At 71.1% G+C, this 14,709-nt stretch carries 15 protein-coding genes; 6 read left to right on the top strand and 9 right to left on the bottom strand.

Features of this window, described 5'->3' with window-relative positions; genetic code table 11:
- The 3 genes from ACZ63F_RS31050 to ACZ63F_RS31040 form a co-directional block, all read right to left on the bottom strand.
- Positions 1 to 1,353, bottom strand: a complete 1,353-nt coding sequence (locus ACZ63F_RS31050) for an ABC transporter substrate-binding protein (protein WP_352367430.1) — start codon at positions 1,351 to 1,353, stop codon at positions 1 to 3.
- A 141-nt stretch (positions 1,354 to 1,494) separates the two neighbouring features.
- The gene (locus ACZ63F_RS31045) at positions 1,495 to 2,490 is read right to left on the bottom strand and encodes a LacI family DNA-binding transcriptional regulator (RefSeq protein ID WP_351955825.1); all 996 of its coding nucleotides are present in this window, start codon (positions 2,488 to 2,490) and stop codon (positions 1,495 to 1,497) included.
- 111 nt (positions 2,491 to 2,601) lie between these two features.
- On the bottom strand, positions 2,602 to 3,498 hold the full coding sequence (locus ACZ63F_RS31040; protein WP_469715930.1) for a LysR family transcriptional regulator: 897 nt from the start codon (positions 3,496 to 3,498) through the stop codon (positions 2,602 to 2,604).
- 99 nt (positions 3,499 to 3,597) lie between these two features.
- Here ACZ63F_RS31040 and ACZ63F_RS31035 point away from each other — a divergent pair, with 99 nt between their 5' ends.
- Together ACZ63F_RS31035 and ACZ63F_RS31030 are read left to right on the top strand one after the other, a co-directional pair.
- On the top strand, positions 3,598 to 4,341 hold the full coding sequence (locus ACZ63F_RS31035; protein WP_469715927.1) for an SDR family oxidoreductase: 744 nt from the start codon (positions 3,598 to 3,600) through the stop codon (positions 4,339 to 4,341).
- Positions 4,342 to 4,524: 183 nt separating this feature from the next.
- Positions 4,525 to 5,286 carry a class I SAM-dependent methyltransferase gene (locus tag ACZ63F_RS31030; protein ID WP_469715926.1) on the top strand — a complete coding sequence of 254 codons (762 nt, stop codon included), beginning with the start codon at positions 4,525 to 4,527 and terminating at the stop codon, positions 5,284 to 5,286.
- Positions 5,287 to 5,526: 240 nt separating this feature from the next.
- Here ACZ63F_RS31030 and ACZ63F_RS31025 read toward each other — a convergent pair whose 3' ends face one another.
- Genes ACZ63F_RS31025 through ACZ63F_RS31010 form a run of 4 tightly spaced genes read right to left on the bottom strand, consistent with a single transcriptional unit; the run spans position 5,527 to position 9,496 of the window.
- Entirely contained in the window at positions 5,527 to 6,342 is an 816-nt protein-coding gene (locus ACZ63F_RS31025) for an ABC transporter permease (protein ID WP_469715924.1), read from the bottom strand.
- Positions 6,343 to 6,353: 11 nt separating this feature from the next.
- Positions 6,354 to 7,217 (bottom strand): ABC transporter permease, encoded by an 864-nt coding sequence (locus ACZ63F_RS31020; protein WP_469715921.1) that lies wholly within the window; start codon positions 7,215 to 7,217, stop codon positions 6,354 to 6,356.
- Between the two features lie 3 nt (positions 7,218 to 7,220).
- Complete coding sequence (locus ACZ63F_RS31015) at positions 7,221 to 8,411, bottom strand: ABC transporter substrate-binding protein (protein WP_469715918.1); 1,191 nt, start codon at positions 8,409 to 8,411, stop codon at positions 7,221 to 7,223.
- Positions 8,412 to 8,461: 50 nt separating this feature from the next.
- Complete coding sequence (locus ACZ63F_RS31010) at positions 8,462 to 9,496, bottom strand: ABC transporter ATP-binding protein (RefSeq protein WP_469715916.1); 1,035 nt, start codon at positions 9,494 to 9,496, stop codon at positions 8,462 to 8,464.
- Positions 9,497 to 9,619: 123 nt separating this feature from the next.
- Between ACZ63F_RS31010 and ACZ63F_RS31005 the strand changes: the two genes are divergently transcribed.
- A complete protein-coding gene (locus ACZ63F_RS31005) occupies positions 9,620 to 10,360 on the top strand; it encodes a FadR/GntR family transcriptional regulator (protein WP_469715913.1) in 741 nt (246 codons plus the stop codon).
- A gap of 38 nt (positions 10,361 to 10,398) precedes the next feature.
- On the top strand, positions 10,399 to 11,178 hold the full coding sequence (locus tag ACZ63F_RS31000; RefSeq protein ID WP_469715910.1) for a cache domain-containing protein: 780 nt from the start codon (positions 10,399 to 10,401) through the stop codon (positions 11,176 to 11,178).
- Between the two features lie 130 nt (positions 11,179 to 11,308).
- On the opposite strand, the gene ACZ63F_RS30995 is transcribed toward ACZ63F_RS31000, so the two are convergent.
- Positions 11,309 to 11,977 carry an MmyB family transcriptional regulator gene (locus ACZ63F_RS30995; protein WP_469715907.1) on the bottom strand — a complete coding sequence of 223 codons (669 nt, stop codon included), beginning with the start codon at positions 11,975 to 11,977 and terminating at the stop codon, positions 11,309 to 11,311.
- 250 nt (positions 11,978 to 12,227) lie between these two features.
- On the opposite strand from ACZ63F_RS30995, the gene ACZ63F_RS30990 reads away from it, so the two are divergent.
- Positions 12,228 to 12,884: a helix-turn-helix domain-containing protein gene (locus ACZ63F_RS30990; RefSeq protein WP_469715905.1), complete on the top strand. Its 657-nt coding sequence runs from the start codon at positions 12,228 to 12,230 to the stop codon at positions 12,882 to 12,884.
- A gap of 74 nt (positions 12,885 to 12,958) precedes the next feature.
- Entirely contained in the window at positions 12,959 to 13,510 is a 552-nt protein-coding gene (locus ACZ63F_RS30985; RefSeq protein ID WP_469716251.1) for a toxin-antitoxin system, toxin component, read from the top strand.
- A gap of 14 nt (positions 13,511 to 13,524) precedes the next feature.
- Here ACZ63F_RS30985 and ACZ63F_RS30980 read toward each other — a convergent pair whose 3' ends face one another.
- Positions 13,525 to 14,535: an alpha/beta fold hydrolase gene (locus tag ACZ63F_RS30980; protein WP_469716249.1), complete on the bottom strand. Its 1,011-nt coding sequence runs from the start codon at positions 14,533 to 14,535 to the stop codon at positions 13,525 to 13,527.
- Positions 14,536 to 14,709: the final 174 nt, after the last annotated feature.

Here is a 14,709-nt window from a genome sequence, read left to right as displayed (position 1 = left end):
TCAGCCTCGGGCCAGGATGCCGTTGATCTTGTCGTTGGCGTCCTTGAGGAGCTGGTCGATGTCGGCGTCCTTCTTGGTGAGGACGGCGGAGACGGTGCCGTCGAGGACGGAGTAGATCTGCTGGGCGTCCGGCGGCTCGATCTTCATCTGCAGGGACTGGTTGCCGTCCAGGAACGCCTGGTAGTTCTCCACCGGCACGTTGGCGTTGGCCTTCTTGACCGCCTGGTCCTTGGCGTCGGCGGCGCCGGTGAACAGGCGCGGCTCGGGCAGGCCGACGGGTGCGTTGTTCTTCTTGGCGCGGGCGTAGTCGCCGAGGAAGCCGTCACCGGGGGTGAGGAACATGGAGTCGAGCCACTTGAGGCCGGCGCGGATCTGGGCGGGGGTGTCCTTCTTGTTGAACATGTAGCCGTCGCCGCCGATGAGGGTGCCCTGGCCGCCGGGCATCGGGCCGAGGGCGAGGTCCTTGTAGTTGCCGCCCTTCTCCTTCACCAGGATCGGGATGTTGTCCGGCGCCGAGAGGTACATGCCGAGCTTGCCCGAACCCATCATCTGCTGGACGTCGTTGATGATGAGGAGCTGCTTGCTGCCCATCGAGTTGTCGGTCCAGCGCATGTCGTGCAGGTTCTGCAGCACCGCGTGCCCCTGGGGGGTGTCGACGGTCGCCGACTTGCCGTCGGCCGAGACCACGTCACCGCCCTGCGAGTACATCTCCGCCGTGAAGTGCCAGCCGCCCTGGTTCTGCGCACTGTAGTCGGCGTACCCGACCACGCCGTTGCCGAGCGCGGCGATCTTCTTGGCGTCCGCGCGGACCTCTTCCCAGGTCGTCGGCGGCTTGTCGGGGTCGAGACCGGCCTGCTGGAAGAGCTTGCGGTTGTAGATCAGGCCCATCGAGTAGCCGGTGCGCGGGATGCCGTAGACCTTGCCGTCGACGGTGTAGATGTCCCGCAGCTGCTTCTGGATGGTGTCGTAGCTCTTCAGGTCCTTGAGGTACGGCGTGAGGTCGGCCGCCTGGTTGATGTCCACCACGTGCTTGGCGTCGGTGAAGTACGTGTAGAACACGTCCTCCATCTGGCCGCCGGCCAGCTTGGCGTCGAAGGTCTTCGGGTCCTGGCAGGGGAACGCGTCGTGCATGACGACGTCGATGTCCGGGTTCTTCTTCTCGAAGTCGGCCGTGTCCTGATCGAAGAACGAACGGTCGACCTTGGCGCTCTTCGGCGGCTCGCAGTTGACGGTGATGCGCGTCTTGCCGCTGCCCGCGTCGTCGCCGCTCGACCCGCAGGCCGTGGCGGAGAGCGCGAGTGAGGAACAGACGCCGAACGCGACGAGAGCACGGCGGAACCCGGTGCTGGACATCGGTGGACCCCCCAGAACAGGAGCAGTTGGGCGCCGCACCGGGATCGGTGGGCGCCGCACACTCAAGCACCGGCAGCACCGCCGCGCAAGATGTCACGCAGAATCTGTAATTATTCGACAGAGGATGGGATCTGTTGAGCCTCAGGCTTTCGGCGCTTGCGCGGTCGAACCCCTGACGACCAGCTCGGGCTCGAACAGCAGTTCCTCCGCCGGCACCACCGTCCCGCCGATCTGCGCGTTCAGGAGTTCGACGGCGGCCCTGCCCATGGCCTCGATGGGCTGCCGGACGGTGGTGAGCGGGGGCTCGGTGCAGTTCATGAACGCCGAGTCGTCGTAGCCGACCACCGAGACCCGGGAGGGCACCTCGTGCCCCTTGCGGCGGGCCGCGCGCACCGCACCCAGGGCGAGCGGGTCGCTGGCGCAGATGATGCCGGTGACGCCCCGGTCGATGAGCCGGGACGCGGCCGCGTGGCCGCCCTCGATGGAGAAGATCGCGCGGGCCACGAACTCGTCCGGCACGTCGCCGATCGCCCGCGCGGCGGTCAGTTTGCGGGCCGAGGGGACGTGGTCGCCGGGACCGAGGACCAGGCCGATGCGCTCGTGTCCCAGGGAGGCGAGGTGCCGCCAGGCCTGCTCCACCGCCACCGCGTCGTCGCAGGACACGCTCGGGAAGCCGAGGTGCTCGATGGCCGCGTTGACCAGCACCACCGGGATGTTGCGGTCGGCGAGCAGCCGGTAGTGGTCGTGCGGCGCCTCCGCCTGGGCGTAGAGCCCGCCGGCGAACACCACGCCGGAGACCTGCTGTTGCAGCAGCAGCTCCACGTAGTCCGCCTCGGAGACCCCGCCCTTGGTCTGGGTGCAGAGCACGGGCGTGAGGCCCAGCTGGGCCAAAGCGCCTCCGATCACTTCGGCGAACGCCGGGAAGATGGGGTTCTGCAGCTCGGGCAGGACCAGACCGACGAGCCGGGCGCGTTCACCGCGCAGTTGGGTGGGGCGCTCGTACCCGAGCACGTCGAGGGCCGAGAGCACCGCCTGCCGGGTCGCCTCGGAGACCCCCGGCTTGCCGTTGAGCACCCGGCTGACCGTGGCCTCGCTGACCCCGACCTTCTTGGCTACTTCCGCAAGTCGTCGCGTCATGCACGCAAGGGTAGCGCAAGTTACGCAAGCTGTTTGCGTAAGGTGGCGGCAGCGTCTCGGCATCGGCCGAGCACGGTGGGAGCGGACGCGGCGCGGCGTGACGACGGCGCTTCACCCGCGCACCCGGTCCTCCCGCCGGGAGGTGGTGCCGAGCAGTGCACGTGCAACGTCCTCCAGCGGTCCGAGCAGCGGGTTGGGGTCGCCGGCGCGCGTGACGAGGACGACCTCGCAGGGATCGATGCCGGTGACCGGCACCAGGGCGACGTCCTCGCGCGCGGTGGCGCGTCGGTCGCCGGCAGGGAAGATCGCGACGCAGTGGCCGGTGGCGACGAGTTCCAGCTTGTCCTCGTAGCTGTCGTCGATCGCGGGCGGGGGTGGTGCCGGGCGGTCGCCGACCGGCTTGGGCGTGCTCCAGACGACCGGAGTGCTGACGCAGGGCACCAGTCCCTCGCCCGCCAGAGTCCGCAGGCTGACCGTTTCCTCGTTCGCCAGCCGATGTCCGGCCGCCGCGACGAGAACCCGCGGCTCCTCACGGAGCTCGGCCACCCGGAAGCCGTCCGTGGGGAAGGGCAGCGGCCTGTAGGCGACGAGTGCGTCGACGCGCCCCTCGGCAAGGGCACGCGTGTCCCGCCAGTCGAGGTGCCGGGTGCGGACCTGGCCGTCAGGGTGCCGCCGGCGCAGTTCCTGCACACAGGCGGTGATGACCAGCCCTTCGGCGTAGCCGATGGTGACGGTCGGGGGCCGGGCGGCCGCTCTGGCCGTGCGAGCGGCTTGCTCGGCCTCCTGGAGCAGTGTCCGTGCCCTGGGCAGGAATGCCCGGCCGGCGTCGGAGAGGCTGCTGCCCTGCGGCGAACGGTCGAAGAGCCGGACCCCGAGCTGAGCCTCCAGTCGCTGGATCTGGCGGCTCAGCGACGGCTGCGCCAAGTGCAGCTTCGTGGCGGCCCGGCCGAAGTTTCCGTACTCCGCCACGACCGTGAAATAGCGCACGAGCCGCAGATCGAGGTCCATTCGCCCAGGGTACGTCGCACGTCGTCATACGCCCGGGACATGACGGCATACGGAACAGGTCTTGGACAGGGAGTACGGGTGGACATTTGGGTTGAGGGCATGAGCACTTATGACGGCAAGAAGATCGTGATCACGGGTGGAAGCAGCGGTATCGGCCTGACCACGGCCCGGTTGTTCGCGGACGGTGGGGCGCGCGTACTGATCACCGGCCGCACCCCGTCCACCCTGGACGCCGCGCTGGAGCAGTTGGGGGACAAGGCGGTCGCCGTCCGCAGCGACGCCGCGAACCTGAAGGACATCGAGGCGCTGGCGGACACCGTCGCAGAGCACTTCGGCGAGGTGGACGCGCTGTTCGTCAACGCCGGTGTCACCGCGTCCGCGCCGTTCGAATCCACGACGGAGGAGATGTACGACGCGTTGTTCGACATCAACACCAAGGGCCCGTACTTCACCGTGCAGGCGTTGGCGCCGCTTTTGCACGAGGGAAGCGGCGTGGTCCTCACCACGTCGGTGGTGAACGTCCTGGGCCTCGACGCGCTCAGTGTCTACTCGGCGAGCAAGGCGGCCCTGCGGTCGATGACGCGCACCCTGGCCCGCGAGCTGCTGCCGCGCAAGGTGCGCGTCAACGCCGTGAGCCCCGGCCCGGTCGACACCGGCATCCTGGACCGCTCCCTGCCCGCCGACGTCGCCGAGACGATGAAGGACACCTACCGGAGCACCAACCCCATGCAGCGGCTCGGGATGCCCGAGGAGGTGGCCGCCGCGGTGGCCTACTTGGCGTTCGGCGCGACCTTCTCGACGGGAACGGAGTTCCCCGTCGACGGAGGGGCTTCGCAACTCTAGAGGAAGGTGTGACGACCACGCCGTCGTCCGGCAACTCACCACAGCCAAGACCGTCCGCGCGACGGCCGCCGGCCTCGGTCTCGAGCAGCCGCCGGGCGGCGCGGCAAGGAAGCCGTTTCCTGACGCGGCGCTACCGTCATGACGGTGACAGGAAGCAGTGCCGACCGGCGATGGTCCGCATCCATGCCGGCGGCCTATGAGCAGTACCTGGTGCCGGTGGTCTTCCGGCCCTTCGCCAAGGACCTGACCGCCCGGGCGGCGGCACTCCACCCGCGGCGAATCCTCGAACTGGCCGCGGGAACTGGCGTGTTGACAGCAGAACTGCTCGCGGCGGCACCCTCGGCCGAGGTGACGGCCACCGATCTGAACGAGGCCATGGTCGCTCTCGGGGCGACCCGGGCCCCTGGCGCGGTGTGGCGGCAGGCCGACGCGCAGCGGCTGCCGTTCCCGGACGGAGGCTTCGACCTGGTGGTCTGCCAGTTCGGCGTGATGTTCCTTCCCGACCGCATCGAGGCCTTCACCGAGGTCCGCCGGGTGCTGGCCCCGGGCGGCCGGTTCCTCTTCAACACCTGGGGCCCGCTCGGGACGCACGCCTTCGAAGTCGCGCTGCAGGCCGGGCTGGAGCGGGCCTTTCCGGTCGACCCGCCACGGTTCTTCCGGATGGTTCCGCACGGCTACGCCGACCCCGCTGTCGTGGCCGCTGATCTGGCGGCCGCCGGGTTCGCTGTCGAGGACGAGCAGGAGCTGACGCTTCAGGGCCGGGCCGCGTCGACCGCCGACCTTGCCACCGGGTACCTCACCGGGACACCGGTGCGCGCGGCCATTGAGGAGCGCGGCGACGGACCGGCCGTCCGGGCCACCGTCATCGAGGAGATGACGACCCGTCTGGGCCCGGGTCCGGTCACCGCCCCGATGACGGCGTACGTCTTCCGTGCCACGGCCTGAACGCCGGACGCTCCCGCGCAGAGGATGGGCAGACTCGGCCTCGACGTGGCGGTCATTGCGGTCAACGGGGAACAGGCAGTCTGGGTGCGCTCGGAGTTTCGGCGTGTGGGTCTCGGCTTTCCGGCGGGTCGCCGGGTGCTGGTCCTTGCGAGCGTGCAGGGAGATCTCGGCGCCTTCGCAGGTCACGCGGAAGTGGTGTGCTCGGCGTAGAGGGGGTGACGGGCTCGACCGTCGCCCACCTCAGACCCGGCTGCCGGTCGCCGTGTCCGCCGAAAGGCGTTGCGCGACGTAGATCGGGACGACGGACAGGAGGACGAGGACCGCCGCCACCACGTTCACCACCGGAGCCTGCTGCGGGCGGGTCATGTTGTCGAAGATCCACAGGGGCAGGGTCTGGACGCCAGGTCCTGCGGTGAAGGTGGTGACCACGATCTCGTCGAAGGAGAGCGCGAAGGCGAGCAGCCCGCCCGCGAGCAGCGCCGAACGCACCAGCGGGAAGGTGACGTCCACGAAGGCCCGGAAGGTGTCGGCGCCCAGGTCGGCCGCCGCCTCCTCGTAGCTGCCGGAGGTACGGCGCAGCCGGGCGACGACGTTGTTGAAGACGATCACCACGCAGAAGGTGGCGTGTCCGACCACCACGGTGAACAGGCCGAGTCCGACGCCGAGCGGCTCCAGGACCGTGCTGAACGCCGAGTTGAGGGCGATGCCGGTGACGATGCCGGGCAGCGCGATCGGCAGCACGACCACGAAGGACAGCGCGTTGCGGCCGAAGAAGCGGTACCGGGCGACGGCGAAGGCGATCAGCGTGCCGAGCACCAGGGCGATCGCGGTGGCGCCGAGCCCGGCCTTCACCGAGGTCCACAACGCCTCGCGGGCGCCCGAGCTGCGCCAGGCGGCCGACCACCAGTGGGTGGTCAGGCCGGGCGGGGGCCAGCCGGCGCTGCGGTCGGGGTTCAGGGAGTTGACGAGGACGAGGAGCAGCGGGACGTAGATCACGGCGAAGCCGAACCCGGCGGCGAGGCGCAGCGCGATGCGCGCGGAACGGGAGAGTTGCACGGCGGGCTCCTCTACAGGCTGCTCAGCGCGCCCGTACGACGCATCGCGAGCAGATAGAGCACGATGACGGCGACGGGTACGGTGGCGAGGGCGGCGGCCATGGGCAGGTTGAGTTCGATGTTGGCGTAGACGAGGTTGCCGATGAGCTGGGTCTTGCCGCCGACGATCTGCACGGTGATGTAGTCGCCGAGGCTGAGCGAGAAGGTGAAGACGGATCCGGCGGCGACGGACGGCAGCACCATCGGCAGCACCACCGAACGGAAGGTCCGCCCGGCGCGGGCGCCCAGGTCGGCCGACGCGTCGAGGAGGTTGTCGGGCAGTTGCTCCAGCGCCGTGTGGATCGGCAGGATCATGTACGGCAGCCACAGGTAGGTCAGGGTCAGCACGGTGGCCGGCAGTCCGAAGCCCGGCCCGCTCAGTCCGAGGGGCTTGAGCAGCCAGTCGGCGAGGCCCCCCTCGGAGAGGATCAGCCGCCAGGCGTACACCTTGACCAGGTAACTCGCCCACAGCGGCGTGAGGATGGCGACCACGAGCAGCGGGCGCCGGCTCGGCCTGGCGACCCGGGCGGTGTAGAAGGCGACCGGGAAGGCGAGCACCGCGCACAGGGCGGTCACCGCGAGGGCGACGCCGACGCTGCGCAGGATCACCTGCCGGTAGACCGGCGTGGTGAACAGCTCGTGGAAGTTGTCGGTCGACCAGACCTTCACCACCTCGGAGGTGAAGGAGTCCGTCGTCCAGAACGCGGAGACGAACAGCACGGCCAGTGAGCCGAGGTAGAGCACGGCCAGCCACAGCAGCGGGGCGGTCAGCAGCAGGGCGAGGCGGAGCCGGGGGCGCCGGTGCAGCGCCCCCGCGGTCCGGGTGAGCAGGGCCATGGGTCAGCCCTTGATCTCGGTCCAGGCCTGCACCCACTTGGCGTACGGCACGCACGTGACGTCGGTGCGGCCGTCCAGGCACTGCTCGATGGGCGTGTTCCAGAAGGCGATGTTCTTCCAGTAGCTCTCGTCGGCCGCGTGGTAGGTCGTGCAGAAGTTCTTGTCGCTGGTCAGGGCGCAGGCCTTGGCGTTGGCGGGGGCCTCGCCGAAGTACTCGGCGACCTCGGCGTTGACCTTCGGGGAGACGATCCAGTTCAGCCACTGGTAGGCGCAGTTGGGGTGTTTGGCCTTGGCGGAGACCATCCAGGTGTCGGACCAGCCGGTGGAGCCCTCCTTGGGCACGAAGGCCTTGACCTTGGCGCCCTCGCCGGCGGCCAGGTTGGCGATGACCTGCCAGCTGGTGCCGATGACGGAGTCGCCGCTCTTGAAGGCGGAGATCTCCTTGAGGTAGTCGCTCCAGTACTCCCCGATGTCCGCGTTCTGCTGCTTGAGCAGGGCGACGGCCGCGTCGAACTGCTTCTGGTCGAGCGCGTAGGGGTCCTTGATCTTCAGCTCCGGCTTGGTGGCCTTGAGGTACAGGGCCGCGTCGGCGATGTAGATCGGCGAGTCGTAGGCGGTGACGTGGCCCTTGTACTTCCCGGCGTCGTCGAAGACGGCGGACCAGGACGTGGGCGCGGGGCTGACCTTCTGGGTGTTGTACATCAGCAGGTTGGCGCCGCGGCCGTGCGGGATGCCGTACATCTGGCCCTTGACGGAGTTCCAGGCGCCGTTCTTCAGGCCGCTGAAGACGTCCTTGTAGTTCGGTACGAGCTTGGTGTTGACGGGGGCCGCGTCGCCGGAGGCGATCAGGCGCAGGGAGGCGTCGCCGGAGGCGGAGACGGCGTCGTACTGGCCGGTCTTCATCAGCTTGACCATCTCGTCGGAGCTGGCGGCGACCTTGGAGTTGACCTGGCAGCCGGTCTGCTTCTCGAAGTCGGTGACCCAGTCCACCTTGGGGTCGTCGGAGCCGTCCTCGACGTAGCCGGCCCAGGCGATCAGGTTGACCTCGCCCTCGGACTTGCCGAGTTTCGCGAGGGGTTTGAGGTCGGGCGGGTTGAGTCCGGTCGAGGAGCCGGAGCCGGAGGAGCCGCAGGCGGTGGCGGCCAGCAGCAGCGCGGCGAGGACGGCCGCGGTGAGGGGACGGGGGAGGCGCACGGCGTACTCCAGAGGTGAGGGTCGGCGGATCCGGACGTGAGGACGGCGGGTCAGTCGGGGACGTGGACGGTGTGCCGGCGCTGCCAGCGGAGCCGGACGCGGGTGCCGCGGTAGGCGGTGACGTCCTCGGCGGAGGTGTCGAGGTTCTGCTGGAGCGCGGTGAGCCGGCCGCCGCCGTCCAGGTCGACCAGGAAGCGGGTGGCGTCGCCGAGGTAGACGACTTCGGCGACGGTGCCGAGGGCGGTGACGTGCCCTTCCGTGCCCGGTTCGGCGGCGTTTTCGTCGAGGACCCGGATCTTCTCCGGGCGGACGCTGTGGGTGCCCTGCTCGCCGAGCACGCGCAGCGCCGTCTCCCCGGTGAGCAGGTTGGAGGTGCCGACGAAGGAGGCGACGAAGGGGGTCTCGGGGCGTTCGTAGATCTCGGCTGGGGTGCCGACCTGTTCGATGCGGCCCTGGTGGAAGACGGCGACGCGGTCGCTCATCGTCAGGGCCTCCTCCTGGTCGTGGGTGACGAAGACGAAGGTGATGCCGACCTCGCGTTGCAGGGCCTTGAGTTCGATCTGCATCTGCTCGCGCAGCTTGAGGTCGAGGGCGCCGAGGGGTTCGTCCAGGAGCAGGACGCGGGGCCGTCCCACCAGGGCGCGGGCGAGGGCGACGCGCTGGCGCTGGCCGCCGGAGAGCTGGGAGGGGCGGCGGGTGCCGTAGCCGTCGAGGCGGACCTCGGCGAGTGCCTTGCGGGCGCGGACCAGGCGTTCGGCCCTGGGAACCCCCCGGATCCTGAGGGAGTAGGCGACGTTCTGCTCGACGCTCATGTGCGGGAACAGGGCGTAGTCCTGGAAGACGGTGTGCACGTCGCGCTCGAAGGGGGCGCGGCGGGTGACGTCCTGCCCGGCGAGTTCGATCGTGCCCGAGGTGGGGGTCTCGAAGCCGGCGATCAGGCGCAGCACGGTGGTCTTGCCGGAGCCGGAGGGGCCGAGCATGGAGAAGAACTCGCCGTCCCGGATCTCCAGGTCGACCCCGGCGACGGCGCTGGTCTCGCCGAACGACTTCCGCAGATCCCGCAACCGGATCGCGCTGGCCTCCATGGGCGGGAACCTCTCTGCCGTTCTCGTGCGTTGCACCTGGTGATCGGAAAGATATGAAGTCATAGTTCATATCTCAAGACCCTTTCAAGGTAAAGGTTGGGTCAACGCATAGGGTGGTGGGCCGTGAGACAGCAGCAGACGGCGGGCGGCGCCCGAAAGGCCGTTTTCGCCCCCGTGGACGGCGGGGCCCGGGTGGACGCCGTGGTCCGCCGGATCGGCGACGCCATCGAGCTCGGCCTGCTCTGCGACGGGGAGCAGCTGCCCGGCGAGACCGAACTGGCCGGACAGCTCGGGGTGTCCACGGTGACCCTGCGGGAGGCGCTCATGGCGCTGCGCCAGCAGGGTCTGGTGGTCACCCGCCGGGGGCGGGGCGGCGGCAGCTTCGTGTCCTCCCCCGAGGTGCCCGACCGGGAGCGGCTCACGGCGCGGCTGCGCGGCTGGAGCCCCGAGGAGCTGCGCGACCTCGGCGACCACTGGGCGGCCCTGTCCGGCACCGCCGCCGAGCTCGCCGCGCAGCGCACCGAGGACCACGACCTCGACCAGCTCCGCCGGACCACCGAGGAGCTGCGCGGGGCGCCGGACGCGGCAGCGCGCAGCCGGGTGTACGGCCGCTTCCACGTGGAGCTGGCCGCCGCCGCCCAGTCGGCCCGGCTCACCCGCGAACAGGTGGCGCTGCAGACGGAGATCGGGGCACTGTTCTGCCTTGTGCTCGGGGACGACGAATATCGTGAAGAGGTGGCGGACCGTCACCGGTCCGTAATCTCGGCCGTGCAGGATGGGGCGCACACATCGGCCAGGGAGCTGGCCGAGCGGTGCGTACGGGACTCGACGGCACGGCTGATCGCCCTGCGGCTGGCCCTGTAGCCGCGCCGCGCCCGCTCCCCCGTCCGCCGGAGGGCACCATGAGCCGCTCCACCGTCCCCTCCGGTCCGGCGGCGGCCACGCTCGACGCCGCCGAGGAGTACGTGGCCGCGCGGGTCGGCCACGCCCTGGAGACGGTGTTCGACGCCGTCGCGGCCACCCGCGCCGACACGGCCGCGCTGCTGGCCCGGGTGGTCGCCGAGGGCCGCCGGCCGGTCACCGCGGACCTGGCCGCGCTCCGCCCCGGGCTCCATCTGCGCCTCGCCCGCCAGGAGCTGGTCTCCGGTGTCGGGTTCGTGGCCGCGCCCGGGGTGCTGGCCGACGTCCCGGCGTGGCTGGAGTGGTGGCAGAGCGACGCCTCAGGGGACGTACGGCCGCTCCTCCTCGACCTGGACCCGCGCACCTCGGCCTACTCCGACTACACGCACTGGGACTGGTTCGCGCTGCCCCGGGAGACCGGGCGGCGGGCGGTGGCCGGGCCGTACGTCGACTACCTCTGTTCGGACGAGTACAGCCTCACGCTGTCGGCGCCGGTGGAGGTGGGCGGCCGGTTCCTGGGCGTGGCCGCGGCCGACGTGTACCTGCGGCACTTCGAGGCGGCCGCGCTGCCGCTGCTGCGCGAGCTGCCCGGACCCGCGCGGCTGGTCAACGCCCGCGGCCGGGTGGCGGCTTCGGCGGACCCGGCCCAGCTGGCCGGTTCACTGGACAGGGGGCCGGACTTCGCGGCGGTCCTGGAGAGCGGCCGGCCGGGCACGTTCGGCGGGCTGCGGCTGGTGCCGTGCCGGGGCGTGCCGCTGGTCCTGGTGGTGGCGGGCGGATGAGACGGAGTCGAGGCGGGGGCCCGGCGGCGTCCTCCGGCCCGGCGGCGTCCTCCGGCCCGGCGGCATCGTCCGGCCCGGCGGCATCGTCCGGCCCGGCGCCGTCGGCGACCTGAACGCCGACGGTGCCGGGTCAGCCTTCGGGGGCCGGGACGACGGTGAGATGGGCACCGAGCCCGCCGGGCCGCCGGGAGCGGCGCGGGGCGGCGGGGCGGGGGACGGCGCGCAGTACCAGGGTGTAACGCGCGTAGCCCATGTCCTGGAGGGTCTTGGGGATTTCGCCGACGACGCGGCACTCGGTTGCGCCCAGCAGCGGGTCCGGGTGCAGGAGCTGCCGGACGGCTCCGTCGAGCTGCGCGCCGTCCTCGCCGACCGCGCGCAGCCAGTGCGGCAGGCCCTGCCGGAAGGCGGCCTCCATGATGGGGTCCTGGGCGATCTCCCGGCGGATCGCCTGGAGTTCGTGGTCGTGGCCGTACCGCTCCAGGGCGGACTTGAACTGCGCAAGCAGCGGCAGGCACCAGCCCGCCTCGTGGGCGCCGAGAATCGTTCCGGCATCCGGGTGGAACAGGACGAAACGCAGGAAGTTGTCGCCGGGCATCGCGGTGGGATGCGGGGCGACCGCCCGGAAAAGTGTCTCGAACGCGCCGTTGGCCAGCACCACGTCCCAGCGGTGGTCCACCACGAGGGACGGGAAGGGGACGGCGTCCAGCAGTAGCGCGTAGTCCTGGAGGTACGCCTGGGCCTCAGGGCTTTCGGGGACGGGCCGCGGCGCCGGCCGCCGCCCACCTGCCTGATATGCCATCGGGAGGTCACCCCTCTTGCCTATGCGGCCTTCTCGCGGCGATGTGATCCTGCTGCCCCACCCAGAGTCATGTCAACTATCGTGGCATTTCATGTCGGTTGACGTCCGAAATTGGCCACAGTTGTGGCGAGACCTGGATGTGAGTTCGAACGACCCGCTAATCTCCGGGGGATCGTGCGGGCGCCGGGTCATCAACGGTGCAGCTTGTGAGAAGCCCCTGATTCCCCTGAGAGACGTAGGAGTTCAGTCGGTGACGGATGGCTACGAGGATCCGGGCGCCACGGCGACCGCCCAGCTGCCGGCCGTCGTCTCCCGCGTCTCCGCGCTCGCCGACCGGCTCGGCGTCGCGCACGCCGAGGTCTTCCATGTCGGACGGCTCTCGCACGCCTGCGGTGTCCCCGAGTCCGTGGTCCGGGCCCTGCTGGCCGGCCGCCCGGCGGGCGAGCCCGACGTCCAGGCCCGCTTCCTGCAACGCCTGGACCTGCTGCGCCGCACCCGGCTCAAGCCGAACGGCCGCAAGCACACCCAGCAGGAGATCGCCGACGGCGCGGGCATGTCCCGGCAGCAGGCGGGCGCCCTCATCAACGGTGACCGGCGGCCGACCATGGAGCACTGCGACGCCCTGCAGCGCTACTTCCGCGTGCACGCGGGGTTCCTCACGGCCGAGGATCCCGAGGCCCTCGCCGGCGCCCTGCAGCGGGTCGAGCAGGAGCTGTTGCAGAAGCTGGCCGACCGTGAGCGGGCCGCGGCCGAGACGGCCGAGGATCCGCTGGAGCGGCTGCTGCAGGACCACGGAGTGCGCGGCATCGCCTGGCGGGCCGCCCAGCTCCCCACCGACCAGCACCGGGACAAGGTCGCGGAGTGGCTGGACATGCTCCTGGAGAGCGTCAAGCGGCCCGAGTCGTGAGCCGACAGTCGTGAGCCGTACGTCGTGAGCCGAGAGTCGTGACCCGAGGGAGGAACGTGGGCATCGGCAGGGACATGCGCCGGCTGAGCGGTGAGCTGGTCGGGGGACTCACCCTGCCCACGCCCGCGCCCCCGCAGGAGCTGTACCGGGCGCTGTGCGACGCGCTGGGCCGCCGCCGCGGCCGCCCCGTCCAGTTCCGTACGGCCGTCTTCCCGCCCGGCACGGCCAGCGGGCTGTGGCTGGACCTGGCCGACCGCGACCTGGTCGTGGTCGAGGAACGCACCGTTCCCGACCACCAGTTGGTGATCCTCGGCCATGAGCTGTGGCACATGCACGCCGAGCACTGCGGCCATGACGTGGCGGGGGCCGGGGTGGCCGCGCGGCTTCTCGGCACCGGCTCCGACGCGGGCACCGAGACGGAACAGGCCGCGCTCCAGGCCGCCGTCCAGCGGGTGGCCGCCCGCACCCGCTTCGACCGCGCCGAGGAACGGGACGCGGAGACCTTCGGGCTGCTGCTGGCCAGCAAGTGCCGCAGCCGGCTCGCGGGTTCGGCGCTGCGCGGGCCGGTACGGCGTCACGACGTGGCGGGCCGCATCGAGGCGTCGCTGGGGTACCTGGGGAAGTGACCCGCGGCGCGCGCTCAGGTGGCGCTGCGTTCGCTCGCCTCGCGCAGGTCTCGCCGGGCGGCCGGGCCGTGGCCGGTGCCGGGGCGGCCGTCGAGGAGCAGGGTGCGCCAGTGGTCACGGCTCCAGTCCGCCGGGGCGGTGGCGGCCGTGAACTCCTGGACCAGGGCGACGAACCGGGCCGGGTCGGCGTGGAACGGGAAGTGCCCGGCGCCCTCGAAGATCTCCAGCCGGGCGCCGGGCATCGCCTCGCGGGCGCGGTGGGCGTGCCGTACCGGTACCACGCTGTCGCGGTCGCCCCACAGCAGCATGGTCGGCATGCCCTCGGTGAGATAGCAGCGGTCCAGCATGGTGACGACCTGGCCGCGCCAGTCGACGACCGCGCGCAGGGTGCGGATGAAGGCGTTACGGGAGGTCTCGTCGGGGAGCGCGTCGACCAGGGTGAGCAGTTCCGGGGCGTCCTGGCCGAGGCCGGTGTCCAGGAGCTTCAGCAGGCGCACGGCCAGGCCCACTTGGAGGCGCATACCGGGCAGCCGCAGCGCGGACAGGGCCAGATGGGCACCGGGCAGTGAGACGAGGCGGAGCACCGGGTTGACCTCGCGGCCCACCCCGCCCGCGCTGACCAGGATGAGCCGCTCGGTGCGCTCGGGGAACTGGTAGGCGAACTGCATCGCGACTCCCCCACCGAGCGAGTGCCCGACGAGGGTCGCGGACTCGATGCCCAGGGTGGTCAGCAGGTCCCGCACCCCGTTGGCGTAGGCGGCGACCGAGTAGTCGGCCCGGGGCTTGTCCGACTCGCCGTGGCCGAGCAGGTCGGGGGCGATCACGGTGTGGGTGCGGGCGAGGTCGGGGATGAGCCGGGCCCAGGTCGCCGAGGAGTCCCCGATGCCGTGGATGAGGACCAGGGCGGGACCGTCGCCGGCGATGCGGTAGGCGCGCCGGTATCCGTGCACGACCCGGTGGTGCGCCACGAGTTCCGCGTCGCCCACCGGGCGCAGGTGCGCGGTGCGCTGCGGACGGCTGGGCATCACTTCCGACACGGCTCGGCCTCCCCCGCTGTCCCGGGCACTGCGGCCCGGCCGGATCCTTCTCCTTCCAGGGTAGAAAGGCATTTCCCCATGGGGTTTCGGTGAGGTTTCGCCTCCGCTAAGCGGGCGAACCGGGGCCGGGTGCGGGGGCGTTGTCAGTGGCGACCGGCAAGC

Source organism: Streptomyces sp. NPDC104761, assembly GCF_055583445.1.
This window is presented reverse-complemented; position numbering and strand designations above follow the sequence as displayed.

What these genes read in the sequence shown, in the direction of transcription:
- ACZ63F_RS31050 (WP_352367430.1), bottom strand. Translation starts at nt 1,353, where the DNA reads ATGTCCAGCACCGGGTTCCGCCGTGCTCTCGTCGCGTTCGGCGTCTGT.
- ACZ63F_RS31045 (WP_351955825.1), bottom strand. Translation starts at nt 2,490, where the DNA reads ATGACGCGACGACTTGCGGAAGTAGCCAAGAAGGTCGGGGTCAGCGAG.
- ACZ63F_RS31040 (WP_469715930.1), bottom strand. Translation starts at nt 3,498, where the DNA reads ATGGACCTCGATCTGCGGCTCGTGCGCTATTTCACGGTCGTGGCGGAG.
- ACZ63F_RS31035 (WP_469715927.1), top strand. Translation starts at nt 3,598, where the DNA reads ATGAGCACTTATGACGGCAAGAAGATCGTGATCACGGGTGGAAGCAGC.
- ACZ63F_RS31030 (WP_469715926.1), top strand. Translation starts at nt 4,525, where the DNA reads ATGCCGGCGGCCTATGAGCAGTACCTGGTGCCGGTGGTCTTCCGGCCC.
- ACZ63F_RS31020 (WP_469715921.1), bottom strand. Translation starts at nt 7,217, where the DNA reads ATGGCCCTGCTCACCCGGACCGCGGGGGCGCTGCACCGGCGCCCCCGG.
- ACZ63F_RS31010 (WP_469715916.1), bottom strand. Translation starts at nt 9,496, where the DNA reads ATGGAGGCCAGCGCGATCCGGTTGCGGGATCTGCGGAAGTCGTTCGGC.
- ACZ63F_RS31000 (WP_469715910.1), top strand. Translation starts at nt 10,399, where the DNA reads ATGAGCCGCTCCACCGTCCCCTCCGGTCCGGCGGCGGCCACGCTCGAC.
- ACZ63F_RS30995 (WP_469715907.1), bottom strand. Translation starts at nt 11,977, where the DNA reads ATGGCATATCAGGCAGGTGGGCGGCGGCCGGCGCCGCGGCCCGTCCCC.
- ACZ63F_RS30985 (WP_469716251.1), top strand. Translation starts at nt 12,959, where the DNA reads ATGCGCCGGCTGAGCGGTGAGCTGGTCGGGGGACTCACCCTGCCCACG.
- ACZ63F_RS30980 (WP_469716249.1), bottom strand. Translation starts at nt 14,535, where the DNA reads ATGCCCAGCCGTCCGCAGCGCACCGCGCACCTGCGCCCGGTGGGCGAC.